Annotated in this window: 29 protein-coding genes; 11 read left to right on the top strand and 18 right to left on the bottom strand. The window is 42.0% G+C overall.

Annotation, left to right across the window (positions count from 1 at the left end; genetic code table 11):
* Positions 1-301: transposase (locus BM232_RS10440; protein WP_143092277.1), on the bottom strand; the 301-nt coding region annotated here is incomplete at its 3' end.
* A gap of 206 nt (positions 302-507) precedes the next feature.
* Here BM232_RS10440 and BM232_RS10435 point away from each other — a divergent pair.
* Positions 508-1749 carry a GGDEF domain-containing protein gene (locus BM232_RS10435; RefSeq protein WP_091714365.1) on the top strand — a complete coding sequence of 414 codons (1242 nt, stop codon included), beginning with the start codon at positions 508-510 and terminating at the stop codon, positions 1747-1749.
* A 40-nt stretch (positions 1750-1789) separates the two neighbouring features.
* On the opposite strand, the gene BM232_RS10430 is transcribed toward BM232_RS10435, so the two are convergent.
* From BM232_RS10430 to BM232_RS10375, 12 genes are all read right to left on the bottom strand, one after another.
* The gene (locus BM232_RS10430) at positions 1790-2593 is read right to left on the bottom strand and encodes a potassium channel family protein (protein ID WP_091714362.1); all 804 of its coding nucleotides are present in this window, start codon (positions 2591-2593) and stop codon (positions 1790-1792) included.
* A 69-nt stretch (positions 2594-2662) separates the two neighbouring features.
* Positions 2663-3697 (bottom strand): mechanosensitive ion channel family protein, encoded by a 1035-nt coding sequence (locus BM232_RS10425; protein ID WP_091714359.1) that lies wholly within the window; start codon positions 3695-3697, stop codon positions 2663-2665.
* A gap of 90 nt (positions 3698-3787) precedes the next feature.
* Entirely contained in the window at positions 3788-4261 is a 474-nt protein-coding gene (locus BM232_RS10420; RefSeq protein ID WP_091714356.1) for a DUF2721 domain-containing protein, read from the bottom strand.
* Between the two features lie 131 nt (positions 4262-4392).
* Positions 4393-5160, bottom strand: a complete 768-nt coding sequence (locus tag BM232_RS10415) for an EAL domain-containing protein (RefSeq protein ID WP_091714354.1) — start codon at positions 5158-5160, stop codon at positions 4393-4395.
* A 175-nt stretch (positions 5161-5335) separates the two neighbouring features.
* Positions 5336-6457 (bottom strand): ABC transporter permease, encoded by a 1122-nt coding sequence (locus tag BM232_RS10410; protein WP_091714352.1) that lies wholly within the window; start codon positions 6455-6457, stop codon positions 5336-5338.
* Position 6458: 1 nt separating this feature from the next.
* Positions 6459-9182: a ribosome-associated ATPase/putative transporter RbbA gene (rbbA, locus tag BM232_RS10405; RefSeq protein WP_091714350.1), complete on the bottom strand. Its 2724-nt coding sequence runs from the start codon at positions 9180-9182 to the stop codon at positions 6459-6461.
* A gap of 7 nt (positions 9183-9189) precedes the next feature.
* Positions 9190-10170 (bottom strand): HlyD family secretion protein, encoded by a 981-nt coding sequence (locus BM232_RS10400; protein WP_091714348.1) that lies wholly within the window; start codon positions 10168-10170, stop codon positions 9190-9192.
* Between the two features lie 89 nt (positions 10171-10259).
* The gene (locus BM232_RS10395) at positions 10260-10946 is read right to left on the bottom strand and encodes a phosphatase PAP2 family protein (RefSeq protein WP_091714345.1); all 687 of its coding nucleotides are present in this window, start codon (positions 10944-10946) and stop codon (positions 10260-10262) included.
* Between the two features lie 4 nt (positions 10947-10950).
* Complete coding sequence (locus BM232_RS10390) at positions 10951-12573, bottom strand: phosphoethanolamine transferase (protein ID WP_091714343.1); 1623 nt, start codon at positions 12571-12573, stop codon at positions 10951-10953.
* Positions 12574-12688: 115 nt separating this feature from the next.
* Entirely contained in the window at positions 12689-13531 is an 843-nt protein-coding gene (locus tag BM232_RS10385) for a pirin family protein (RefSeq protein ID WP_091714341.1), read from the bottom strand.
* A 19-nt stretch (positions 13532-13550) separates the two neighbouring features.
* Positions 13551-14129: an FMN-dependent NADH-azoreductase gene (locus BM232_RS10380; RefSeq protein ID WP_091714338.1), complete on the bottom strand. Its 579-nt coding sequence runs from the start codon at positions 14127-14129 to the stop codon at positions 13551-13553.
* Positions 14130-14153: 24 nt separating this feature from the next.
* Positions 14154-14537 (bottom strand): DoxX family protein, encoded by a 384-nt coding sequence (locus tag BM232_RS10375; protein ID WP_091714335.1) that lies wholly within the window; start codon positions 14535-14537, stop codon positions 14154-14156.
* A gap of 109 nt (positions 14538-14646) precedes the next feature.
* On the opposite strand from BM232_RS10375, the gene BM232_RS10370 reads away from it, so the two are divergent.
* Complete coding sequence (locus tag BM232_RS10370) at positions 14647-15561, top strand: LysR family transcriptional regulator (RefSeq protein WP_091714332.1); 915 nt, start codon at positions 14647-14649, stop codon at positions 15559-15561.
* On the opposite strand, the gene BM232_RS10365 is transcribed toward BM232_RS10370, so the two are convergent.
* On the bottom strand, positions 15562-16494 hold the full coding sequence (locus BM232_RS10365; protein WP_091714330.1) for a patatin-like phospholipase family protein: 933 nt from the start codon (positions 16492-16494) through the stop codon (positions 15562-15564).
* 56 nt (positions 16495-16550) lie between these two features.
* Between BM232_RS10365 and BM232_RS10360 the strand changes: the two genes are divergently transcribed.
* Positions 16551-16976, top strand: a complete 426-nt coding sequence (locus tag BM232_RS10360; RefSeq protein ID WP_091714328.1) for a gamma-glutamylcyclotransferase family protein — start codon at positions 16551-16553, stop codon at positions 16974-16976.
* A gap of 61 nt (positions 16977-17037) precedes the next feature.
* Positions 17038-17253 carry a hypothetical protein gene (locus tag BM232_RS10355; protein WP_245752908.1) on the top strand — a complete coding sequence of 72 codons (216 nt, stop codon included), beginning with the start codon at positions 17038-17040 and terminating at the stop codon, positions 17251-17253.
* A 6-nt stretch (positions 17254-17259) separates the two neighbouring features.
* On the opposite strand, the gene BM232_RS10350 is transcribed toward BM232_RS10355, so the two are convergent.
* On the bottom strand, positions 17260-17682 hold the full coding sequence (locus BM232_RS10350; protein WP_091714324.1) for a PilZ domain-containing protein: 423 nt from the start codon (positions 17680-17682) through the stop codon (positions 17260-17262).
* A gap of 34 nt (positions 17683-17716) precedes the next feature.
* Positions 17717-19093: a ribonuclease J gene (locus BM232_RS10345; protein WP_091714322.1), complete on the bottom strand. Its 1377-nt coding sequence runs from the start codon at positions 19091-19093 to the stop codon at positions 17717-17719.
* 252 nt (positions 19094-19345) lie between these two features.
* Between BM232_RS10345 and BM232_RS10340 the strand changes: the two genes are divergently transcribed.
* Genes BM232_RS10340 through BM232_RS10330 form a run of 3 tightly spaced genes read left to right on the top strand, consistent with a single transcriptional unit; the run spans position 19346 to position 22594 of the window.
* Positions 19346-19627, top strand: a complete 282-nt coding sequence (locus tag BM232_RS10340) for an OadG family protein (protein ID WP_040576204.1) — start codon at positions 19346-19348, stop codon at positions 19625-19627.
* A 48-nt stretch (positions 19628-19675) separates the two neighbouring features.
* Complete coding sequence (gene oadA, locus BM232_RS10335) at positions 19676-21448, top strand: sodium-extruding oxaloacetate decarboxylase subunit alpha (protein ID WP_091714320.1); 1773 nt, start codon at positions 19676-19678, stop codon at positions 21446-21448.
* A 12-nt stretch (positions 21449-21460) separates the two neighbouring features.
* Positions 21461-22594: a sodium ion-translocating decarboxylase subunit beta gene (locus BM232_RS10330; protein ID WP_091714318.1), complete on the top strand. Its 1134-nt coding sequence runs from the start codon at positions 21461-21463 to the stop codon at positions 22592-22594.
* A gap of 40 nt (positions 22595-22634) precedes the next feature.
* Here BM232_RS10330 and BM232_RS10325 read toward each other — a convergent pair whose 3' ends face one another.
* Entirely contained in the window at positions 22635-22940 is a 306-nt protein-coding gene (locus BM232_RS10325) for a hypothetical protein (RefSeq protein ID WP_091714315.1), read from the bottom strand.
* Between the two features lie 163 nt (positions 22941-23103).
* Here BM232_RS10325 and BM232_RS10320 point away from each other — a divergent pair, with 163 nt between their 5' ends.
* The 4 genes from BM232_RS10320 to BM232_RS10305 all read left to right on the top strand — a co-directional run bounded on the left by BM232_RS10320 (position 23104) and on the right by BM232_RS10305 (position 25143).
* Positions 23104-23322, top strand: a complete 219-nt coding sequence (locus tag BM232_RS10320) for an RNA-binding S4 domain-containing protein (RefSeq protein WP_091714312.1) — start codon at positions 23104-23106, stop codon at positions 23320-23322.
* Between the two features lie 101 nt (positions 23323-23423).
* On the top strand, positions 23424-23957 hold the full coding sequence (locus BM232_RS10315) for a class I SAM-dependent methyltransferase (RefSeq protein ID WP_245752906.1): 534 nt from the start codon (positions 23424-23426) through the stop codon (positions 23955-23957).
* A gap of 176 nt (positions 23958-24133) precedes the next feature.
* Positions 24134-24820, top strand: coding sequence for a type 1 glutamine amidotransferase domain-containing protein (locus BM232_RS10310; protein WP_091714310.1), 687 nt, complete (start codon positions 24134-24136; stop codon positions 24818-24820).
* A gap of 41 nt (positions 24821-24861) precedes the next feature.
* The gene (locus BM232_RS10305) at positions 24862-25143 is read left to right on the top strand and encodes a peptidylprolyl isomerase (protein ID WP_091714307.1); all 282 of its coding nucleotides are present in this window, start codon (positions 24862-24864) and stop codon (positions 25141-25143) included.
* A gap of 54 nt (positions 25144-25197) precedes the next feature.
* Here the strand turns inward: BM232_RS10305 and BM232_RS10300 are convergent, their stop codons facing one another.
* Positions 25198-25488 carry a hypothetical protein gene (locus BM232_RS10300; RefSeq protein WP_091714305.1) on the bottom strand — a complete coding sequence of 97 codons (291 nt, stop codon included), beginning with the start codon at positions 25486-25488 and terminating at the stop codon, positions 25198-25200.
* Positions 25489-25629: the final 141 nt, after the last annotated feature.

The raw sequence follows: 25629 nt of genomic DNA, 5'->3' as shown, positions 1-25629 counted from the left end.
CCGTAAATACCATGCCATTGCGCTTTAGCAGGCCAAACACCGGTACTTTACCTCCAGCCCCTCGGCCTCGCTTACCTTTGCGACTGCCACCGAAATAACTTTCATCAGCTTCGATCTCACCTTCTAATAATTCAAGGTGTTCACTATGCTCATAAATCAACGTCCTTAAACGTTGAAAATAGCCAATGGCTGTTTTCACATTCACACCAACTAAAGATGCTGCGGTGCGGGCTGTTACTCCCCCTACAAATAACTCAATTAATCGCTGTTGCTTGTACCAGCTCAATCGGCTTTTTCTCATGCTCAGATAATACCTTTTTAAGTATTATCTGGATCAGCCCCTTATATTTTTCATTTTATCTTCCTTAATTATTTTTCAGTTGCTCTCATCCTGGAGCAGGATTATTAAATCATGTCATTAACATAAATTGAAATAAGGATTGAAAACGCTGCTGTAATCAACAGCATATTGCTACACTGTGCACTTGAATTCAGGAGCAAAATTTAATGTTACGTTGGGTAAACTCATCAATCAGCAGAAGGATCGGTGGACTATCAATCATCTTATTGTCATTTTTAATCATTATGATCATCTATTCGATGGTAGGACTGCAGCAAATTCGTTCGGAAATGATTGAACTGGCCGAAGTAGATACGCCATTAACACAGGTCATTTCTGAGATTGAACTGCTCCAGCTCCGACAGCATATTCTGATTGAATTGTTCCGCCAAACCAATCACAGACCGTCTAATAACGACATTAATCCTGCCGACATCCATCAACAGCTCAATAGTTATAATCAGCATCTTTCAGAGCAAATGTATAAAGCATCAACCATTATCGAAAATGGGCTTGAGCAAGGACGTATTCGATTTAAACAAGAACAAGATCAACACCTTGATGATGAGCTTGGAAAATTACTTACTAAACTGAATGCATTAACCATCAGCACCGCTATTTATACGGAAAAGCATGAATCAAACTTCATGATTATGACCAGTATTCTAGGCCTGTGTGCCTTCATTATTGGCTTGTATCTAACGCAATATACCATTCAGTATTTTCGTCAACGAATTACCCAAACACGTGACACCATACATCTATTTAGAGATGCTATTGAACATAGAGAGGTCATCGATTTTGAAGTTGAGAGCAATATAGACGATGAACGTGATGAGCTTTCTCAGTTTGAGCATGAGTTAAAATTGTTATTAAAACAATTTAGCCATGAAATAATCAGCCGCGACGAAATTGAGAAACAACTGATTGAGCTGGCAACGATGGATAAGCTGACAGGCGCCTATAATCGTCATAAATGGGATGAACAGTTAAAAATGCAATTAAACTTGGCATCTCGCGGCGCCAAGTTAAGCCTACTTCTCATCGATGCCGATCACTTTAAAAAGGTTAATGATCAATACGGTCATGATATCGGTGATGCTGTACTCATAAAGCTTGTTAAACTCCTCAAAAACCGACTACGGGAAACCGATACTATCTTCCGTATTGGTGGAGAAGAATTTGCTGTGCTTATAAAACAAACCGAACAAGAGCAAGCTCTTGAGATTGCTAAGCTTTTACAAACCAAAATAGACACGCATCAAGACACATCATTACCGCATTTCACCGTGAGTATTGGCATAACTTCTTATCAGCAAGGCGATACCACTACGGACTTTTTTAACCGTGCGGATAATGCCTTATACCAGGCTAAAGCCAATGGGCGTAATCGAGTGGAAATGGCCTAATCTTCAGCTAAATATTTCCTTATAAATCTCGCAAGCTGAGTTAATACTCGCCTTCCGTGGTGATATGAAGCACTTCACCGCAATGTTTACAATGTACGGCATCATGATCATGTCGATTTAAGCCACATGTCGGACATTCATAACGAATTTTACCCGGACGAAAAATAGTCTGGATCAAACGTAAAAATAAAGAGATGCCAAAAATCATTATCAGCACTGCCAGAATATGGCCGTCATGTCCCACCAGGGTAATATCACCAAAGCCGGTAGTCGTTAAGGTGGCAATGGTGAAATACAGCGCATCCAGATAGTCATTGATATGATCATTAATATGCACCTGGCTGACATAAACCACAGCGGTGATCACAAAAATAAACACAAACAAATTCACCACGCTGAATATGACATCTTCATGCATTCTTACGAAACGTGACTGCTTACGCAGATTTCTGAGCATATGGTAAGAGCGTAATAAACGTAAGGTACGAATCACTCTAAGGAAACTGAAATTTTCTGCCAGAGATGGTGCAAGTAAAGAAATAATGACGATAATATCAGCCAACCCAACAGGATGAATCAGTTCCTGAAGTTTTGATTTACTGATAAACAATCTGGCCACTAACTCCAGCAAATAGATAATCCCAATCGTCTCTTCCAGGACATGGAAATCATCTATGTGGTGAAAAAAAGAACCCAATATAAAATAGACAATCGTAATCGCATCAAACGCTAATAATCCCCAGCGAAAGCGTCTGGAACTTGGGCTTGAACCATTATAAAGATGGTCTATTTTATTATGTAATTTTTGCCAGAAACTTAGCTTTGATGGTGTTGCCTGCCCCATAGTGGGCTCCTGTTTATATTGCTTATTTGATTCTAAACGCCAACATCAAGCTCTGTGTGCTGAGTTTGCTTAAATAATATTTTTTCCTTCCTCTGGATCACGTGCATTTTTTGCTTGTTCAATAATATCTTGTGTATCACTGGCGAGTTGCTGTGCACTCACCTCAGCACTGTCATTTTTTACGGGAGGCTTATCGACCGCCTCTGCCATTACTGCCTCTTGGTTGTTCATTTGCACGACCGGAATGCCTTGAGGAAAAATAACTTCACGAGCGTCGTCAGGCATATTAATGCCAGCCGCTTCAAGGTGCCGGACAGTTTTATGCATCAAAACCGAAGCCACCTTGTTTAACGCATATTGGTGACCATCAACCCAAAAATTAATCACTATATTAATGGTGGATGAACCTAATGAGTCAATAAGCACCTGTGGTTCAGGATCTTTTAATACTTCATTTTGTTCGTTCAACACGGCCAAAATGGTCTGCCGTGATTTTTGAATACTGGCATCATAGCCAATGCCCACTACAAAACTGCCCCTTACCCAGGGATTCGCCGAAAAGTTTTTAATCACATTTTTATAAATAGTGGCATTGGGAATTTGAATATGATTACCATCAAAATCAACTAAGGTTGTGCCACGGGCAGTCACTTTATTTACCACACCTTTCAAGCCTTGCACTTCAATCACATCACCGATTAAAAACGGGCGCTGTACACTCAATAGCAAACTCGAAATAAAGTTTTCAGCGATGTCCTTAAATGCAAACCCAATAATAATACCTAACAAGCCGGTACCACTGACAATCGCAAGTGCAGCTTGCGTTAAGCCAACAATACTCAGAAAAATATATAAACCAAGCAAGATAATAAACAGGCTGATAATCCGCCGGATAACATTCTGCACCAATTTACTATCACTGATATAGGCAATGGGGTGAACGAGTAAAGCAGAGAATGGCTTTGCCAGAAAAAAGAAGATAAGAAAAACCAGCAGGCCAAGAACAAAAGATGGCATAACCTTGATAGTTGCTTCCCATAACTGAAGTAACTGAGTCGATAATATGTTTAGCGTATCTGTTAAGCCAAAAGCGTCTGATTCCATCGTTACCATTTCTCGTCAATGAACTATCGGTATTCGCACTGAATAGCAGCAACAGCGATTTTATTTTTAGTCAATATCATCCGTGATTTATTAATTATCACCATTAATGCTTTTTTTTCGCAGCGATGGAATCATCTTATAACTATTCCGCGTTGCTAAATGGACTTCACGCAAGAAAAAAGCAAGGCCAATGACAATTGCCATCGTCGAGCCCATAAACAACATTCCAATCAACCAGCGTAAGTTAAAATCAAGCAAGGCCTCTAAAAACATTACCGAGACAACAGAACAGATCAACAAAGCAGACAAGACACACATGGTAATCGCATTACTTGCTGCTCGACGTCGAAGTCCCAACACAGATATCTCTTCTCGCCATGCATCAGGCAACTCAACGGCTGATGCCATTTGATCAGTCAATACACGTGCTCGATCGATAATCCTAGCAAGCCGGTTAGCCATCACATTAAGAATACCGGCCATACCGGTAAGTAGAAATGCTGGCGTCAAAGCCAATTGCACAGCATGGGTAACATCACCAAGATTGGCTAGCCAGTTAATCATCGGAATGGGACTCTCTTAATTGTAATGAATGTATCTGTTCTGATTATTATACGAAGCTTTGCGGAAAGAACGCTTATTAACGACCTGGCCAGACAGTATGTAATAACATTAACCTTATCTGAAAACTGATATTACTGAATAGCTTGCTTGTAACCTTGATGCTCTATATCAGGCAAGCTTTCAAATCCCGGTTTGGCAAAATAATAACCTTGCATAAGATCAATTCCTGCATCCCGTAACCAGAGATATTCCTCATAGGTTTCAATGCCTTCTGCCAATGCAGTGATATTTAACTCATTAAACATCGTTAAGCAATTTCTCACAATAGATTGATGTACCTTATTTGAGTCAATATTTCTGATAAGCGCCATATCCAATTTAATAATATCTGTCTGAAAGTCAGCAAGCAGATTCAGGCCTGAATAGCCTGCCCCAAAATCATCTACTGCAGTTTTAAAACCAAGCGACTGGTAGTAATCGACGATACGTTTAACATGCTCTGTATCATCCATTTTTTCCACTTCAGTAAACTCAAACATAATTCGCTCTGAAGGAAAATCATACTGTTGAGCCGCTTCAAAGGTAGTACGAATACAACGCTCAGGTGTATAGATGGCATTGGGCAAAAAGTTAATGCTCAACATGGAAGTAATATTCAACTTGGCGGCAAGTGAAATAGCTTTAACACGACAGAGCTGATCAAATAAATAACGATTTTTATCATTCAATTTTGATATGACTGAATATGCAGATTCATTATTGATGCCTCGCACCAAGGCTTCATAACCATAAATAGTGTTGTTGCTACAATTTACGATAGGTTGAAAAGCCATAGTAAAGTCGAAATCCAAACGATTGTCTTTGTTGCAGCTTTGACAGATTTTCTCCTCTAAACTCATGGTCTTCTCCCTACTTAATTCTGATTATTTCTGAATACTGGTCAGCTGTTCTACGAATTGCAAGCATTCAGAAACTCACATCAATGCTATAACCCTATCATTTTATGGCGTAGTTTTATGGAGCGATTGCTCGGCATAATGAAGCACGCTTTATTACTTGTGCAAAAATGAGGCCTCAGACTGTTGCCAGACTTTTTCTGAATAATGCCAGAGCTATCAAGAAAAACACGCTTCCAATCGCCAAATTAGCTAATAAGTCAGGCCAAATAATAGCGAAATCAGCCCCACGGTATAAAACTGCCTGACTGGTACTGACAAAGTGTGAGGTGGGTGCAAATTGCATAATGTTTTGCACAATCTTTGGCATGCTATCAAAGGGAGTCATCCCACCGGACAACATCTGTAACGGCAATATTAATAACAGTAATAACAAACCCAACTGCGGCATACTTCGGGCTAGTGTGCCTAATAAAATGCCTAACGATGTAGTGGAAAATAAGAAACAAGCTGTGCCCAACTGAAACAGTATAATAGAACCGGCAATGGTCATATTCAGCCAGCCCTGAATAACGACATAAAGTGAAAAAGTACTGGTAATTAATACAACCAGTCCCATCGACCAGATTTTTGCCATCATAATTTGAAAGGGTGTGATGGGCATCACCAGTAAATGTTCTAAGGTACCGTGTTCACGTTCGCGTATCAATGCGGCACCAGTCAAAATCACAGATAACAATGTAATCATATTGATTAATTCCATCACCCCACTGAACCAGGCACTATTGAGGTTTGGATTAAACCGCATACGTACAATCTGTTTTACAGGTTGGCTGGATGTTGCATTATGTGTTTCTAATAAGTGCTGCACTTCTCTATTGATGATTTCACTGATATAACCGGCACCAATAAACGCCTGACTCATCATTGTTGCATCAATCGCCAGCTGAATTTCAGGCTTACGGCCAGCTAATAAGTCTTTTTGAAAATCATGAGGAATATCCAATACGAAGGTATATAAACCGGTATCAAGTGATTTATTCACATCCTGAAGCGATATCTGCTCGGCCGGTTTAAAATGTGGCTCATAAAAGGCTTCTGCAATATTGATGGAAATCGCTGACTGATCTTCATCCACAACAGCTATTGGCGTATTCTGAAGCTCAGTCGACACACTTTTGCCTGCCGAATATACCATCACGGTAAAGGTGACTAAAATCACAACCACCATCAATGGATCTTGTAGCAGAGTTCGCAGTTCTTTAATACCAAGGTTAAAAATATTCTTAACACTACTCATCTTATTTATCCTGCTTTTTGAGTAGTAATAAACTCAGGCACATCAAAACAACAATAGCTAAGCCCATCGGCCAATAAAATTCGTTTAATTCATCAAAGCCCAAGCCTTTAGTAAAGGCGCCCCGGCAAATCAGCAAATAATATGAAGCCGGGTAGATATGGCCAACTACATAACCCGCCCCTTCAAGTGAATTAATCGGATTAATCAGTCCGGCATAATTCACACAAGGCACAATACTGGCGATCATCGTCAGAAAGATGGCCGCAATCTGCGTTTTGGTAAAGGCAGAAATAAACTGCCCCATACATGTGGCCACAACGATATAAAGAAAGGTCCCCACCAGTAATGCCCAAAAACTGCCGGTTAAAGGCACATCAAAGACCATATACACCAGCCACATCAGCATCAGAAAGTTCATCATGCCAATCACGATATAGGGCAACTGTTTACCCATCAGAAATTCAAGTCTGTTAACCGGTGTCGCGTAAAAATTAGTGATAGATCCCAGTTCTTTTTCACGCACAATCGATAATGCAGTCAGCATCGAGGTAATCATCAACAACAATATCGGTAATACACCGGGGACCATTGATATCAGACTTTCAACCTGTGGGTTGTAGCGATAACGCGATATAAGCTGATAACTGGGTGATGCTTTGATTCCAAGCTGGCGGATACTCAATTCTGATAAATAACGAAGATGGAAGCCCTGAATATAGCCCTTTATGGTTTCAGCACGATATGGCATGGAACCATCAACCCAAACACTCACATTAGGTTGTTGACCATGACGCATATCTTTGCCGTAGTCTGGCGGAATTTCTATCGCCATACTGATATCACCACTGCGCATTCGCTCATCCATTTCGCGATCTGTCAGAATCTGTGCCTTTTCGTCAAAGTAACGTGAGCCAGCAAGGCTTTGAATATAATCGCGACTTTCAGGTGACTGATCGCGATCCATCACCGCGAACGGGATATCCTCGACATCAAGACTGATGCCGTAGCCCAACACAAACATCAAAATCACCGTACCTAAAAAAGCAAATACCAGACGGACAGGATCACGGGCAATTTCTAATGTCTCACGCAAGCTATACGCCAGTAGACGGGTCAATGAAAAACTTTTTTGCTTTTTGTTATTTTGTTGTTCGGCAAGTGTATTTTCAGCGAGTAGCTGACTGTCATCGCTATCGTCTGCTTGTTGCTCCGTCAAATAGGCAATGAACGTTTCTTCTAAAGTCTCTAAGCCTTTTGTTTTGCATAAAGCGTCCGGTGAGTCGGTAGCAAGGACTTTACCCGCATGCATTAATGAAATCCGATCACAGCGTTGCGCTTCATTCATAAAATGCGTTGAAACAAAGATGGTGACGCCCTGCTCACGCGATAGACCGATTAATAGCTCCCAGAAACCATCACGAGCCACTGGGTCGACGCCCGATGTGGGTTCATCGAGAATTAAAATTTCGGGCTCATGAATAATTGCCACTGCCAGTGATAAACGCTGGCGAATCCCCAAAGGTAAGTCCTTCGCTGACTGCTTCTGATAACGCTCAAGATCAAAGTCATTCAATAATTTTTCAACACGCTTGTGTTGATAATCCTGAGCCAAATCAAATAAGCGGGCGTGCAAAAACAGATTTTGACTGACTGAAAGCTCTTCATATAAGGAAAAGCTTTGTGACATAAAGCCGACGCGGCGACGAGTTGCCATATCATTGGCATCAACTTGTTCACCAAATAAACGAGCTTCACCTGAGCTTGTTGGTAATAAGCCCGTTAACATTTTCATCGTGGTAGTTTTACCGCAACCGTTAGAACCAAGAAAACCAAATATTTCACCGCGTTCTATTTCAAAGTTCACTTTATTGACTGCAGTAAAGTCGCCAAATGTCTTTGATAAATCTCTCGCCGAAATAGCAATTTTTTCTGACTGCTGCCGTGGTGGCACCGTGACAGTTTTGTGCCCTTGCCGTTTTTCTTCAGGTAATAACGCAATAAACGCTTGATCGAGATCGTCTTGTCCCGTTTGTTTGATAAGAGCTTCTGGACTGCCAGTGGCCATAACCACACCATCATCCATGGCAATAAGGAAATCAAACTCAGCCGCTTCATCCATATAAGCCGTTGCAATCAATACACTCATTTGCGGTCGTTGAGCACGAATCCGGTCAATAAGCGTCCAGAACTGACGCCGCGATAAGGGGTCTACACCCGTCGTCGGTTCATCAAGAATCAACAGATCCGGGTTATGAATTAAAGCGCAGCATAATCCTAGTTTTTGCTTCATGCCACCGGATAACTGCCCGGCAGGACGATCACGAAACTCGCTCAGACCAGTACTTTTTAATAATAGATTGATACGCTGTTCACGCTCGTCAGCAGCTAAACTAAATAAACGGGCAAAAAACAGCAGGTTTTCATGTACCGATAAGGTCATATACAGATTTTTGCCAAGACCTTGCGGCATATAAGCAATTCGTGAACAAATCTCTGTACGTTGTTTATTGTCTTGAATATCAGCACCCAGAACCTGACACTGACCACTTTGAGCTTTTTTTACGCCGGCGATAAGACCTAATAAGGTTGATTTGCCGACGCCATCAGGACCGATAAAGCCAACGCGTTGACCGGAAGGGATATCCAGCGTCACATCCTTTAATGCCTGTGTATCACCATACTGGTGACTGACATCTTTCAGGCTGATAACAATTCCTGCAGGCATTGGCAGATCAGTATGTAATGAGTGGTGGCACTTTCTCTGGCCACTGTGCTTTATCATCTAACTTGATATACGCCACGCCAGGCACCCCGGTTTTGACCTGCTCTGCATATTTTTTTAATACGCCTTCTTCAATTTTCACTTTTACCCGGAACATAAGCTTTTGACGCTCTTCTTCCGTTTCAACGGATTTAGGCGTGAACTGAGCTTGAGGTGCCACAAACGACACATGGGCAGGAATAGAAAAATCCGGATAAGCATCAATGACGATTCGCGCTTCTGCACCTACACGAGTTTGCCCTGCTTGGTCTGTGGGTAAAAACAGATACATATAAACATCACTGACATCAATAAGTGTAATGACTTTACCGCCTGCAGGAAGCACTTCGCCGGGCTCTGCCAGGCGATAAAGAACCCGGCCGTTACGAGGCGTGGTAAGTTGGCTATCAGCTATCACCACCTGTGCTTTTGTTACCTCGGCTTTGGCGGCTTCAATCGCTGCTTGTGCTTCAGCAACTTGTACTGATGCTGCTTGCATGGCAGCTTGTGCAGTCGCTTTTTGTGTTTCTTTTTGATCCATGACCTCTTGGCTAAGATGGCCTTTTTTTACCAATGCCTGAGTACGTTCAAGCTCTTTCTTTGCCAGAGTAACTTCACTGCGTCGCTGCGCCAGAATGGCCTGTGCATATTTTTTAGACTCATTCGCTTTATTAAGATTGGCATTAGCTACTGCCAGACTCGCCTCAGCTTGTTCGGTATCCATCACGGCCAGAATTTGACCTTGGGTGACCCAGTCACCTTCATTCACCTCAATTTGTTCAACTTTACCCGCTGTTTTTGTCGCCACATCGACTTCAGTTGCTTCAATTCGGCTATTTCCTGCGGCAAAGCCACTGGGTAAACTCAGCTCTTGTTCAGACTTCCAGTAATAGCTGGCTGCAGCGACGGCAACCAATATTAGTAACAGAATCAAATTTCGTAATCGCAGCATGTGTTTTCTTTATTGATGAAGAGTGATTGGAATAAACACTACTTCTAATAATACACAATGACGAAATAACTGAAATGACTAAGATCAATCTATTTATCAAATTTTCCCAGTTTGAGTTGCTGAACCGGCCAGAACCGCCATAACAAGCAGGAGACTGTCCAACAGATAAATGCCGAAGTGATGTCATGACTGATGAAATGCGCCCCACGTAACTGCTGGGCTACACCGAAAATGACGCCAGCAACGATGACGCCATATAGCACTTTCCTGGCCTGCTGAGGAAAAAGTTGTGTGCTGACAAAATACAAACCAAAAAACATATAGGCAGAACTTGCATGACCTGCCGGAAAACAATGATCTGCGCCTTGCAGCGGCGACCATAGACTATGCAGCCAAAACTGATAAGGTCGTTCCCCGCCAAATTCCATCACAGACCAGGGACAATCAACCTGGGTCAGCCTTTTTATAGCACTTACCGTGAGTGTCGATGCAGGAATACTGATACTTAGATACGCTAAAGCATGACGATATCGTGATAAATAACCTGTTCCTACACTGACTACATAGCTTAGTAATACAGCGATAAACAGGAGTACTGCCAGGTCATGACCGCCATCATGCAACCACGTTTGTGTCAGCCAATAATGCTTTAGTTGCCATTGCCCACCTTCAAGCTGATACCAGATGGTAACCACTAACTTATCCAGTTCTGTGACAGCAATAATAGCCATCAAAACAAAATACAGCCCCCACAAACGTACTAAATGATTCAGCATAGATTTAGCTATGCTGACAGCTGGCAAAGATATCTAAATCTGGATCATATTTACCTGGCAGTAAGACATTATTCATTCCTAATAATGAATGGAAAATATTGTCATGGCTGACCGCTTTGCCAGTTTCATTTTTCATACATACTGGGTCAATGTGATAGTCACGTTCATAGTTATCTGACAACCACACCACCATCGGTACATGGGTTTGCTGACTAGGTGCAGCAAAATAAGGGGTGCCGTGTAGATATATATTGTGTTCACCTAAAGACTCACCATGGTCTGATACATAAATCATGGCAGTATCAATTGATTGCGAAGATAAATTATCAAGATAATGAATCAGTTGAGCCAACACATGATCGGTATATAAAATCGTATTGTCATAAGCATTTCTTAGTTCCTCATTCGAACATTTTTGTAGTTCTGAGGTTTGACATAGCGGTTTATACTTCTCAAATGCCGCTGGTACCCGCTTAAAGTAGGCCGGACCATGACTGCCCTTCTGATGCAATACAATTAATTGATCATCATCTGACTTAGCAACCAGTGCTTTTAGATTAGTCAGTAATACTTCGTCATAACACTCACCATCGGGACATAAATCTGTCAGATTAACGTCAGTCACTTTCTGGTGTTCTACACGATCACACACGCCTTTACAGCCGCTGTTATTATCCAACCAACTTACCTTGACACCTGCAGCGGAAATAGCGTCCAGCACACTTTCATAACCATGGCCTTTTTCATCGTCATAATCATCACGAGAAAACTGTGAGAACATACATGGCACTGACGTCGCCGTGGCTGTGCCACAAGACGAGGCATTATTAAAATACAGGCTGTTAGTTTTCTCTAACTCTGGTGTTGTCTCACGTTCATAACCATTCAGATGAAATGATTCTGCTCTCGCTGTTTCACCGACGACCATCACTGTCACTGTGCGATGCTTTTTCTCATGCGCTAAGCTGCCAAGTGCGGCATTTTGTGAAATAGGGATTAATGGTTTATCCGCCTCTGCAAATTGCTGTTTGGCAATTTTAGTGACCGCATAAATATAACTGGTCGGATTAATTAAATAACGTAAATCGCGATGATTTCGGAATGTCGACGCGTAATCCTGATAGAAAAAGGCAGCGACCAATCCCATCGCTAAAATACTCATGGTGATAGAAAACGAACTCATCAATAATTGCTTTGTCCAGCGGACGTGAGCAATCCGTACTTTAGCTATCAAAAATGCTGGAAAAACACCCCATAGCAAGAAATGAATAATAAAATCTTTACTCAATAATTCCTTTGTTTCTGCGGCATCGGTTTCTAACACGTTTTGAATCATCGAGCTGTCGATATGTACACCATAGCTATCGATAAAATAGCTGGCTGCAGCAGAACACAACACAATGAAAATCAATACTGGTTTTATCAGGTGCCTGGATGACACCAAATTAAATATCAGATTAAACAACGCCGTCATAAAGATGGCGCAAGAACCTAAGAACAACAGATTATGTTTAGTGATTAACTGATTCGCCTGAACAATGCCTGCCCACAAGCCATTGTTATAAGCAAGCATCAGAAGTACTGAGAACAATAAGACTAAATACTGAGAAGGAATTGCACGACGCATGGTAAACCTCGACCAAATTAATTTTGGCAAAGATTAATCTTTGTAACTTAAAAAATACTTAAACAAAAAAGCCACTGACGAATCAGTGGCTTTTTCTTAGTCAAACAAACAAAACTTAAGCGAACCGGCCATGACGATAATCATCAAAAGCTTGTTCAATCTGCTCGCGCGTGTTCATCACAAACGGACCGCCTCTGGCAATAGGTTCATTCAAAGGCTGTCCTGATACAAGCACAAACTCCGTATCACGTTCACTGTTGACTCGCACTTTTGATCCGGTCTCCAATACGGCGAGTTGGCCAGCATTAAGTGGTCGCTGTTTATCGCCGACCTGTATCTGACCTTTCATCAGATACAGGAACGTGTTGTCCGTTTCCTTCACTGTATGCTCAAACGTGACTCCTGCAGGTAAAAAAACATGCAGGTATAGAGGATTAACAAACGGGTTATCAATCACACCATTAACGCCACTATCTGTCTGACCAGCAATGACCTTGATTTCGGTGCCATTGTCTAATCTGGCTACCGGAATCTGCTCAGCACCAAACTCCTGATACTTGGGCTCATTCATCTTTTCTTTTGCCGGCAAGTTCACCCACAATTGAAAGCCTGCTAAACGTCCTTCTTTCTGCTCTGGCATTTCAGAATGGATAATTCCTTTACCTGCCGTCATCCATTGCACACCACCTGTTTCAATGACTCCGGCATTACCCGCACTGTCTTCGTGACGCATACGCCCTTCTAACATATAGGTCACCGTTTCAAAGCCACGGTGTGGATGTGGTGGGAAGCCAGCAATATAGTCCTGAGGTTTATCTGAACCAAAGGCATCAAACATCAGAAAAGGGTCAAGCATATTGAGCTGTGGTGAGCCGATAATACGAGTAAGCTGTACACCTGCACCATCTGAGACCCTGTCTCCGTTGATGATTTGTCTTAATTCCCTTGTCTGAGTCATCACATTCTCCTGATAAATATTAGCTGATGAGATCAGCAACTTTTTGTGTCAATGTTTCTGTTTCCTGAATCAGACTGCCGGCATCCACCACAATGACATCCTCAATACCCAGAAAATTCATTATCAGCTTCAAATAAGTAGAAGCGTAATCCACTTCACTTCCCAGAGGTACGCCGCCGGAAGCCATGACCATGTAGGCTTTTTTCGCTTTCAGCAAACCTTCAGGCCCATTTTCAGTGTAACGAAACGTAACTTTTGCTCTGGCAACTTGATCTATCCAGGCCTTTAACACTGCTGGCACACTAAAGTTATAGATAGGCGATGCAATTACCAGAATATCGGCATCCTGCAACTCTTCTACTAATTGGTCCGACGTTTTTAACGCCTGCTTGTTTTGTTCGGTACGTTGCTCTTGGTCAGTGAAATTGGCGTGGATCCAATCTTCATTGATGAAAGGAATACCTTTCGCTAAATCACGTGATTTGATCACAAAACCAGATTGTTTTTGTAATGCTGATACCAGTTCAGCAGATACCTGACGTGTTACAGAGTCCTGAAAACGTTCACTACTATTGATATGTAAAATCGTGTTATTCATGTTTATTCTCCTGTTTTCTATGAATTACTTGATATTGTCGATAGCTAAATTACCCGCACCATTCCCCACCAGTAACAACAATCCACCGGCAATGGCTAAATCTTTCATAAACAAAATGCTTTGCATTTGGTCGGCAAAATTACTGTGGAAAATAGCTGCTGCAATCACCGTAAACCCTGCTAACAAAAACGCTGCAATACGTGTTTTAAAGCCAAATAAAATGGCCAGACCGCCTAAAATTTCTGTGGCAATGACTAGTGGTAATAGTGATGTAGGTACCCCCATCATGCTCATATAACCCTGTGTTGCTTCATAACCTGCACCGAGCTTTCCTATACCGGCTGAAATAAACATCAGGCTTAATAAAAACCGACCCGTTACTATTGATACCCCTGTTACTGCGTTCATCTTTTTTCCTTTTACTGTGTTATTTCTATGGTTCACAGTTTATTGTTTCCATATTTTTATAAAACAGTGTATTAATGAACTTATTGTTACCAAATAAAGAACAATAACAATGAGTCAATTAGAAGAAATGCAGTGTTTCGTGCGGGTGGTTGAAGCTGGCAGTATCACTAAAGCCGCAGAACAGATGAATACGGTGAAATCTGCTATAAGCAAGCGTTTAACTGATTTAGAAAGACGACTAGGTATCAGCTTGCTTAAACGAACAACGCGTAAACAAACGCTTACCGATGCAGGTCGCAGTTACTACCAGCATTGTGTTCGTATTCTTGATGATATCTATGAGGTTGAAAATGCGTTAGGCAATGAGCAAACATCGTTATCTGGCCGTATCAGATTATCTGCACCCATCAGTTTTGGTTTGATGCACTTGAGTCCGGCTCTACGCGAATTTAATCAGATACATCCGGAAATAATGTTTGATATTGATTTTAGTGACAGACATCAGGACTTAGTCGCTGAAGGTTTAGATTTGGCCATTCGTATATCTAATTTAACTGACTCCAGCATGATCGCCCGTAAACTGGCCTCTACCCGCCTCCATATTTGTGGCAGCCCTGACTACTTTGCTCAAAATGGCTTACCTGAAAAAACAGAAGACTTACTGTACGGTCATGTAAAACTGCAATATTCACATGTCAGTAGCAGTTGGTCATTACTGGATCATCAAGGGGAGATAATGTCTGTCAATCTGCCTACAGTGCTTTCTTCAAATAATGGTGAATATCTGCGGGATGTATGTGTAGATGGAAAAGGTTTAATTTTGAGTCCCGATTTTATTGCTTTTTCTGCAATTAAAGCAGGCAAGTTGCTGACCGTTCTTGACAATGCACTGGTTCAGAAAGATATCGGTATTTATGCCATCTATCCACAAACACGGTTTTTATCGCACCGTGTGAGGATTCTGATTGATTTTTTACGTGATTATTTTAGCCAACTTCAAGACTGGGACATCCCTGTTAGATAACTACTTATCAATAGACAAATAATAACTCAGTTCCGTTTGCTGACGATTCACACATGCAATCCCCTCTTTGATAGCTTCATCTGCGCGATAGAATTCCAGAATCCCAATATGGGAAAGACGTGGATTTAAGATGATTTCTGGCGGATCACCGGCCATTCGGCTGCGAGTAATCCGGTCCTGAGTAATATTAATAGATGCCGCAATGGCATCTAATAAGGCGGGAGCTTCTTCTTTTTGTTCTCGACGTTTAGGAAATAGATTATTGGTATAGTCGGCTACCATATTGCCGACTTTTCCTGTCCAGCTTGTTGGTGTATCAAGTGTTGTTTCAGGTTCGCTGTCATCAACATCCATTCTGAAATGTTTGCCCACAATGCCACTGTTAAGGTTCACAGCAATAACCACGTCAGCCCCCATGGCCCGACATAATGACACAGGCACGGGATTAACCAATCCGCCATCAATTAACCAACGATTATTGTGTTTTATTGCCGGGAATAAGCCAGGTAAGGACATGGACGACCACACAGCATCCATCATATTGCCACGCATGTTCCAGACTTCACGGCCGTTGTATAAATCTGTTGCAACGGTAGCAAAACGGATTTGTACAGATTCTATATCCAGATTCTGATCCACCACATATTCATCAAGAAAACTACGTAGGCGGTTTTTATTAACAAAGCCTTGTAGTGAGCGATTAATGGCAAAGTACTGAGCAGTTTTCAACTTATCTAATTGCAGTACCCAGTCATTAAGCTTATCGATATTATTGGCTACATAGGCTGCACCAACCAAAGCACCTATTGACGTACCAGTTACAATATCGGGAATGATGCCCAGTTTTTCTAACTGCCTGATAATACCAATATGCGCCCAGCCACGAGCTGCTCCACTGCCTAAAGCCAGGCCAATCTTTAATTTTTCGCTCACCTTAAAACCTATAGTTTGTTATATTTATCATATAGATAAAAAAGATTAATAAAGTAATGATTGAACAAAATACCTATTTATTTGTGTACGGCACATTGATGAAAGAAACAAATCACTCAATGGCACAGTTGCTTGTCAAACATAGTGAGTTTATTTGTCGTGCCTCTATGCAAGGTCAGCTCTATCTTATTGACTATTATCCGGGCGCCATTTTATCTGACAACAAAGACGACATCGTTTATGGCGAATTGTATAAGGTTTCTAATGCCAGCTGGGTGCTTAGTCAACTGGATGATTATGAAGAATGCTCTTCATCTTTCCCTGAGCCACACGAATACCAACGCCAACTAATCAACATCCAGCCTGATACTACTGATATCAAGATATTCCGTGCCTGGGCATACCTTTATCAGTACTCTTTAGACAATAAGTCCCGTATTAAAAACGGCCAATTTCAGATGGAATATGCCGACACAAAATAATTTCTAAAGCTTATTAAAATCAATCCGATAGTTAGTGTATATAACTTTCATCTTTAGAGACATGAACGAGATACCTAGGCTTTATCACAATACGATGATTACTATTAGTGCGCCATCACAGGTTGAACCAGCTCGCCCTGCTGCTCAGGAAACGAAAACACCCAATGATAGCGATCGCAGACAACGTTATGATCGTCGAAAGCGAAATCAAAGACCCTTTATCGAACGTCGTGTTTCCTCTGATCGCCGCTCACAACGGTTCGAAGCAAAAGCCTGATAGAAGCTACTCATTCAACGCCGGGAAATCTGCTGCATATTTCTGGATCCACTCTAAAGCTGCTTCATCACTCGTTAACTGACGTCCTGTTTTAGCGCTGATACGTTTTCTATAATCTTCGATATAACAAATCTGCTCAACCATTCTGAGAGCATAGGTAATCGCCTTATTCTGAAAACTAATACCAACCAAATATTCATTTCCTTCTGTTTTGCACCAACAGACAATACCTTTTGCCTTAAACCCCGGTTTACAGGCAAGAATATTAACCTCAACCAGACTGCCAGAAGGCATGGGCTTAGGTGAGCTAAAACACAGGCCACCTTTACTGACATCTTTCAGCGAACGTTGCTGATGCTGCTCTCCTAACTTAACCTGAATAGGCACGCTGCTTGGGTGGCGTATAAACCGTCTCAGTTCTTCTATCATTTTGCTAGCTTATCGCTGTTTTATAACAATGTGATTAAAACAATTTTTTCAGCTTATCCTGAACAAGGCCCAATCGGCCTGTTTTTACTGCACCACGGCGGATTCCTTTCACTGGTGCTATGTAATATAAGTCACCATTTTTCCCTTCAAGTTGCTCCGGAACGCCAACTGATTTTGCCAGTCTGGCATTCGCTCTCAAATGTTGAAACTCTCCATGAACAGGAATAGCACACGCTGGTTTGACCCAACGATACATAGCCTTTAGTTCTTCCATAGCCGGGTGACCCGAAGCATGGATTTCCAGGCGACTATTATCCACAGTAATCACATCTACCTGCATTGCTTTAAGTCGTTCAATTAACGCCTCAATCGGTAGTTCATTTCCAGGAATCACTTTAGAACTGAAAATAACGGTATCACCGGCTTCCAGTTCAATATCTCGAAAACTGTTTTGACTGAGTCGGTTTAACGCTGTTCTTGGTTCACCCTGACTACCGGTTGCCACTAACAAAACCGTATTTCGTGGCAGAAAACCTAAGTGATGCGGATCAACAAAGGTTTCAATACCACTCCACAGACCGACGCGTTTTGCTGCAGAATAGGTATTTAATAATGAACGTCCCAATAAACCGAGATGTCTCCCTGTCTCTTTAGCAATATCAGCCACCGTTCTCAAGCGGGCAATATTACTGCCAAAGCAGGTAACAACGACTCGCCCTTTCGCTTGCTCCACATGATGTTTCAGGCCTTTATATAATGATGCTTCAGACGTTGACCAGCCTGGTACATTAGCATTAGTCGAATCACAGACCATTGCATCAACACCCAGCTCACCCAGTCGGGCATAATCATCTTCCTTATATGCCTCCCCGACAACTGGCGCGGAATCAAGCTTCCAGTCAGCGGTATGAAATACTTTGCCTGCAGGAGTTGTAATCAATAAAGCAAACGGATCAGGGATGGAGTGTGTCAGTTGAATCCACTGCACATTAAACACCCCTATCTGTCTTGATGCCTGAGCCTCAACAATATGGACTTTAACTTTTTTGATTAATCCGGCTTCAGCTAGTTTTCTGCGTAAGATTTCGGCCGTATAAGCCGTTGTGTAGATAGGACAACGAAATCGTTCCCATAAATAAGGCACGGCACCGATATGATCTTCATGGGCATGGGTTATCACTAGCCCATCGAGTTGTTCTTTGCGATCAACAATAAACTGTGGATCAGCCATCTGCACATGAGCTTGTGCGCCTTCAACCGGCTCCCCATCGATATCGGTTTTTGCTTCAAAAGTAACACCACAGTCCACCATTAACCAACGGCCATCATGGCCATAGAGGTTCAGGTTCATGCCTATTTCACCGGTTCCTCCCAGTGGCAAAAACCAGAAATCAGACTCATCAGGTGTCATAAATATCCTTTTTTATAGCTTGGTATCGTTGCTATTAGTTTGGCAGGGTTTCCACAGATAGGAAAATATCATACCGATAATGAATGCCTTACCGTCTCAACAAACGCTCTTTTTTTATCATTATTCTTTTAAAAAGAAGGAGTTCCGCCACAGTCATTCGTTCATGGGTCAACAATGGTATAATTGCCGGCTGCTTTTTTGTAAGTCATTGATTTAATGACCTAAGAAAACCAATGGAGAGAGATTATAATAATGACAACTTCAAACTTAATGACTGAAGGTTTGAATCTGATGCTTATCGGCATGGGGTTCGTATTTATATTTTTGACATTATTGGTGTTTGTCACATCGATCATGTCACGCATTATCACCAGCTACGAAAAAAACGTGGGTGTATTACCTGAAGAAGGTATTTCCTCGCCTACGGCAGTCATCAGTCCGGCCATGAATCAGTCTCAACATGCTAACGATGATAAAAACTTAATCACTGTGCTCTCTGCTGCAGTGCACAAATTTCGTTCTCGCCATAAATAAATCAGCGCGTTAAAGACTTTTTTCGAATCAATCAATAAGGCCATGAATATGACCGAAGTTAAAAAACCACTTGGCATCACCGACGTCGTTTTACGTGATGCACATCAATCATTATTCGCTACCCGTCTTAGACTGGATGACATGTTACCTATCGCTGACAAGCTCGACCAAATTGGTTTTTGGTCTGTAGAGAGCTGGGGCGGTGCCACATTTGATGCCTGTATCCGTTATCTGGGTGAAGATCCCTGGCATCGTATTCGCTCACTTAAAGCAGCTATGCCTAATACTCGTCAGCAAATGTTGCTACGTGGTCAGAATTTATTAGGTTATCGTCACTATGCTGATGATGTTGTCAGAAAGTTTGTAGAAAGAGCCGCAATCAATGGCGTTGACGTGTTCCGCGTGTTTGATGCCATGAATGACCCACGCAATCTGGAAACAGCAATCAAAGCTGTGCTGGAAAATGATCGCCACGCTCAAGGTACTATCGCCTACACAATCAGCCCGGTTCATGATCTGAATTTGTGGTTAGACATGGCTAAACGTATTGAAGACATGGGTGCCCACTCTTTATGTATCAAAGATATGGCTGGTTTGCTTAAGCCTTATGTGGCTTATGAATTAGTTCAAAGCCTTAAGCAAACTATTGATATCCCGATTCATATGCAATCACACGCTACCACTGGTTTATCCACTGCCACCATTATGAAATGTGTGGAAGCCGGTATTAATAATGTTGATTCTGCTATTTCCTCAATGTCGATGACCTATGGTCACTCTGCAACGGAATCTGTTGTTGCAATCTTTGAAGATACGGACCGTGATACTGGTCTTAATATTGAACTCCTTGAAGAAGTCGCCGCCTACTTCCGCGATGTCAGAAAAAAATACGCGCAGTTCGAAGGTTCTTTACGTGGTGTGGATTCACGTATTCTGGTTGCTCAGGTACCCGGCGGCATGTTGACCAATATGGAAAGTCAGCTGCGCGAACAAAATGCGCTGGATAAGATGGATGCGGTTTTAAAAGAAATTCCCCGTGTTCGTGAAGACCTGGGCTTTATTCCATTGGTCACACCGACATCACAGATTGTTGGTACCCAGTCAGTTATCAATGTGTTGACTGGTGAACGTTATAAAACCATTGCAGCAGAAACAGCGGGGATCTTAAAAGGTGAATACGGTGCCGCACCAGCGCCATTCAATAAAGAGCTTCAGGAGCGCGTTCTCGAAGGCGCGGAGCCTATCAGCTGTCGTCCTGCGGATCTGATTGAAGCAGAGATGGAAAAGCTCACTACCGAGCTTCTTGCTATTGCTGACGAGGAAAAAATTGAGCTGGCAGAAGGTGAACAGCAGGTTGACGATGTTTTAACTTATGCCCTATTCCCACAAATCGGGCTTAAATTCCTTAAAAACCGTCATAATTCAGACGCATTTGAGCCTGTTCCCGTTATTGATAACGCGCCAACAACTGCTCGCCCAGCAAGCCAGGAACAAGAAACTTACACCATTAAAGTCAATGGTCAGAGTTATGTTGTTCAGGTAAATGAAGGTGGTGATATCAGCCATGTTGAATCCTCAGCAGCATCGGCACCTACCCCAATGGGTGAAGGTGATCCCGTTGCGGCTCCGCTTTCCGGAAATATCTGGAAAGTCGAGGTCAGTGTCGGTCAGCAAGTCAATGAAGGTGACACTATTTTGATTCTGGAAGCGATGAAAATGGAAACACAAATCGTGGCCTCTAAATCAGGAACAGTATCATCCATTTCTGTTAAACAAGGTGATTCCGTCAAAGTCGGTGATCAGCTGGCAACTATCGCTTAATTGGGGGAATTCATGGATAAACTACTTCATCTCTGGCAAGTAACAGGTATAAACCAAATGACACCAGGCCAAGGTGTCATGATTCTGATCGGCATGTTATTGCTATATCTGGCCATCAAGAAAAACTTCGAACCTTTATTATTAGTTCCCATCGGCTTTGGCGGTGTGTTGGCGAATATTCCCGGTGCTGGTCTCGCCGAAGGTAATGGCATCTTGCATATTTTCTATACCGTCGGTATTGAAAGTGGCGCCTTTCCACTGATCATTTTTATGGGTGTAGGTGCGATGACCGACTTTGGTCCGCTATTAGCCAATCCTAAAACCCTGTTTCTGGGTGCTGCGGCCCAGTTCGGTATTTTTGCTACCTTAATGGGTGCGGTGGTACTGGCTCACTTTGGTATTTTTGACTTTAGTCTTGCTGATGCCGCTGCTATAGGGATTATCGGGGGTGCAGATGGACCAACATCTATTTATGTTGCCAGTAAGCTTGCTCCGGATTTACTCGGTGCTATTGCTGTAGCGTCATACTCTTATATGGCATTAGTACCATTAATTCAGCCGCCGATTATGCGTGCCCTGACAACTGAGTCAGAACGTAAAATCAAAATGGTGCAACAGCGTCATGTCTCACAACGTGAGAAAATTGTATTTCCGTTAGTGTTACTCATTCTTGTCGCGTTTTTATTGCCTGATGCTGCGCCATTACTCGGTATGTTCTGTTTTGGTAATTTAATGAAAGAATGTGCTGTCGTGGATCGTTTAAGCAATACCACGCAGAATTCGCTGATTAACACCGTAACAATCTTTTTAGGTTTAGCAGTTGGCTCCAAGCTAAGTGCAGATAAATTCCTGGATTTACAGACGCTGGGTATTTTGGTGTTAGGTATGGCGGCATTTGCTATTGGTACCGCCTCAGGTGTGATCATGGCAAAAATACTGAATAAACTCATTAAGGAACCGATTAATCCATTAATTGGCTCAGCCGGTGTATCTGCTGTACCTATGGCGGCACGTGTGTCTAATAAGCTTGGTTTAGAGTCTGATCCACATAACTTCCTGTTAATGCATGCGATGGGACCTAATGTCGCCGGTGTTATCGGCTCTGCAGTCGCCGCTGGTATTTTGATTAACTACGTCGGCACCTAATCTTACAAATAGACACCATATCGAATAGGTATGGTGTCTATTACTCTTCCATAATGCTGGCATGCGCCACTTTGTTTGCTATTCCACCAATCTCACAACGGTAATTAGAAAACGATGACTTCGCTTTGACTTGGGCCAACCACTTGCCTTTTTCGGCCCCACTCTCATCCAGTCCATCTAAAGCAACGTGATATTCTTTAACTAATTTAATCAATCTCTTATCTGACATTCCTGGTGTAATTTCTCTGCAGAAATTATCAATATGTTGTGTCTCCCATACATAATAAATGGGGTAAACGATGACACCGATAATGAGAATTTGTATTAAATTAACCAGTAGTTTCATCCATAATTACTCCGTGTTAATTAGAGCAATATAAAAGAAGACAAGTTAATAGTGCGCGACCTGATTCACACTACTGAAAGATTTAATGCGTTTTATTTAAGAAATCGTTATCACACTGTCACAGATAAGCTTTATCATGATTCTTTTTTTATAAGAGTTCATTATGTCTCAAACAATCGAAGTCGAACTCACCTCTACGCCGGTTGAGTTGTATAAAGTCCTGAAGTTTGAGGGTATCGCGGCAAGTGGTGCTGAAGCCAAACTACTTATTGAGCAAGGCCTTGTTTCTGTAAATGGTGAACTGGAAACACGAAAACGCAGAAAAATTGTAGGCGGTGATGAAATTGGTTTTGAAGATATCACCCTGATTATCTCTGAATAAATGTTTAGTTTTTCTGTCCCCTATCCTATTTACAAATGGATGGAAACAAATCTCGTCAGCAGACATCTAATTCCTCCTGATAAATAAAAATCTACAACAGAATGAAATTAGATAAAGTCGTACCATGGGGTCGTAATCTGCTGGAATATCAACGTATGTTTATGCTCAACGACGATGATTTTCAGCAATCTATTCTTGGCTGCAGTGACGGACCAGCCAGTTTTAATCTCGAAGCCAGACTAAAAGGTATAAATGTCACCTCTGTAGACCCTTTATATCAATTCAACGCTGAGCAAATCCATCAGCGCATAGAGCAAGTAGCGCCAGATGTGATTAGACAAGTTCGCGAACACCAAAATCAATTTATCTGGCAGACATTTTCAGATCCTGACACCTTGTACCAACAACGCATGACTGCCATGCAATTATTCTTAGCAGATTATGCCCTGCCAACAAGCTCGCCGTTTTACATCAATGCTGAACTACCTCATCTACCATTTGAAGATAAGCAATTTGATTTGGCCTTATGTTCACACTTTTGTTTTTATATAGCGAACATTTTGACCTTGAGTTTCATCAGCAAGCCATGCTTGAGTTGTGCCGCGTTGCGAGGCAAGTCAGAGTGTATCCGTTGATTGGGTTGGACAATACCCCCTCTCCTCATCTAGGCTTAATAAGTAAAGAATTAATACAACGGGGTCACAAACTTCAGCAGCATCTCGTTGATTATCAATTCCAGAAAGGTGCTACGCATATGTTAGTAGTAGATACCCATTCATAACCCATCAATACATATAAAAAAGGGAGAACCATGCGAATTTTAATGATTTTGACATCTCACGATACCTTAGGTGATACAGGTAAAAAAACAGGCTTCTGGTTAGAAGAATTTGCCTCTCCCTATTATGTGTTCAAAGACGCTGGCGTTGATATCACGCTGGCAAGTCCTAAAGGTGGTCAGCCGCCATTAGATCCAAAAAGTGACGATCCAGACTCACAAACAGAGTCGACAAAACGCTTTAAGCAGGACAAAGAAGCACAGACAGCGCTCGCCAGTACATTAGTTTTAGACAGTATTCGAGCTGATGATTATGATGCTGTTTTCTACCCTGGTGGACATGGGCCTCTGTGGGATCTTAGCGTCTCAGAAAAGTCGATTGAATTGATTCAACAATTCATATTTCAAGATAAGCCTGTTGCAGCAGTCTGCCATGCCCCAGCCGTGTTACTCAATGTAAAAACCCTGACTGAAGAGCCTCTTGTTAAAAACTTGTCTGTAACCGGTTTTTCAAACTCCGAAGAAGATGCGGTAGGACTCACTGATGTCGTCCCATTTTTACTGGAAGATGAATTAAAAGATGCCGGTGGTTATTATCATAAAGCCGATGACTGGGCTCCATTCTGCTGTGAGGATGGTTTATTAATTACCGGACAGAATCCACAGTCATCAGAAGTGACTGCTCAGGCCTTACTGAGCCGCCTGCGTAAGTTTGCCTGAAGCTGATATAATGACCGTTTTATTTCAAAAAGAGAGTTAACATGGCTAAAGCAACAGCAAGACACATCCTGGTAGATAGTGAAGAAATCTGTTTAGAACTTAAACGTGAAATCGAACAAGGTGCCGATTTTGCTGATGTTGCTAAAGAACACTCTTCATGCCCTTCTGGCCGTTCAGGCGGTGACTTAGGTGAGTTTGGCCCAGGAATGATGGTGCCAGAATTTGATAAAGTTGTTTTTTCAGCTCCTGTCAAAACCGTTCAGGGCCCAGTAAAAACACAGTTTGGTTATCACTTGCTAGAAGTCACTAGCCGTACTGAATAAAGCGCATAAAAAAACCCGGCTTTTGCCGGGTTTTTTGTTTTACTCAAGATGCTCTTATGACTGACGAGCGTGCGTCTGTAAATAAGCATCACTGATTGGGTTAAACTGTTGTTTACGCAGTAATGATTTTTGGCTGTCCAACTGCTCTTTAAAGCTCAGAGTAACTGGTTTTTTCATCGCTTGAACTTGTATGTAGCGATCTGAGAAAAAGTTAAATGCCTGTGGACGCAGTTGTGTTTTTTGTAATTGTAATTGCTCAGAAAATGTTCTGTTTTCAATATCAGCAAATGCAGGTGCCACAACAAAACTCAACGCAGTTAAAGCAACAAATGTTGTTTTTTTCATGATCAGATTCCTTCCTCAGGTTTAATTAAAAATCAGTAGCTCAGTAACTATTTAGCTTAGGAAATAGAATAGAGTAATGAGGATGGAATAGATGCAGCAGAATCTCCCAATCGCCTCGACATAAAATCCTTTTGATAAGGG

It is taken from the genome of Methylophaga sulfidovorans (genome assembly GCF_900114205.1).
Lineage (GTDB): Bacteria > Pseudomonadota > Gammaproteobacteria > Nitrosococcales > Methylophagaceae > Methylophaga > Methylophaga sulfidovorans.
The sequence above is the reverse complement of the archived record's forward strand: the minus strand, read 5'-3'. Positions and strand labels throughout refer to the sequence as shown.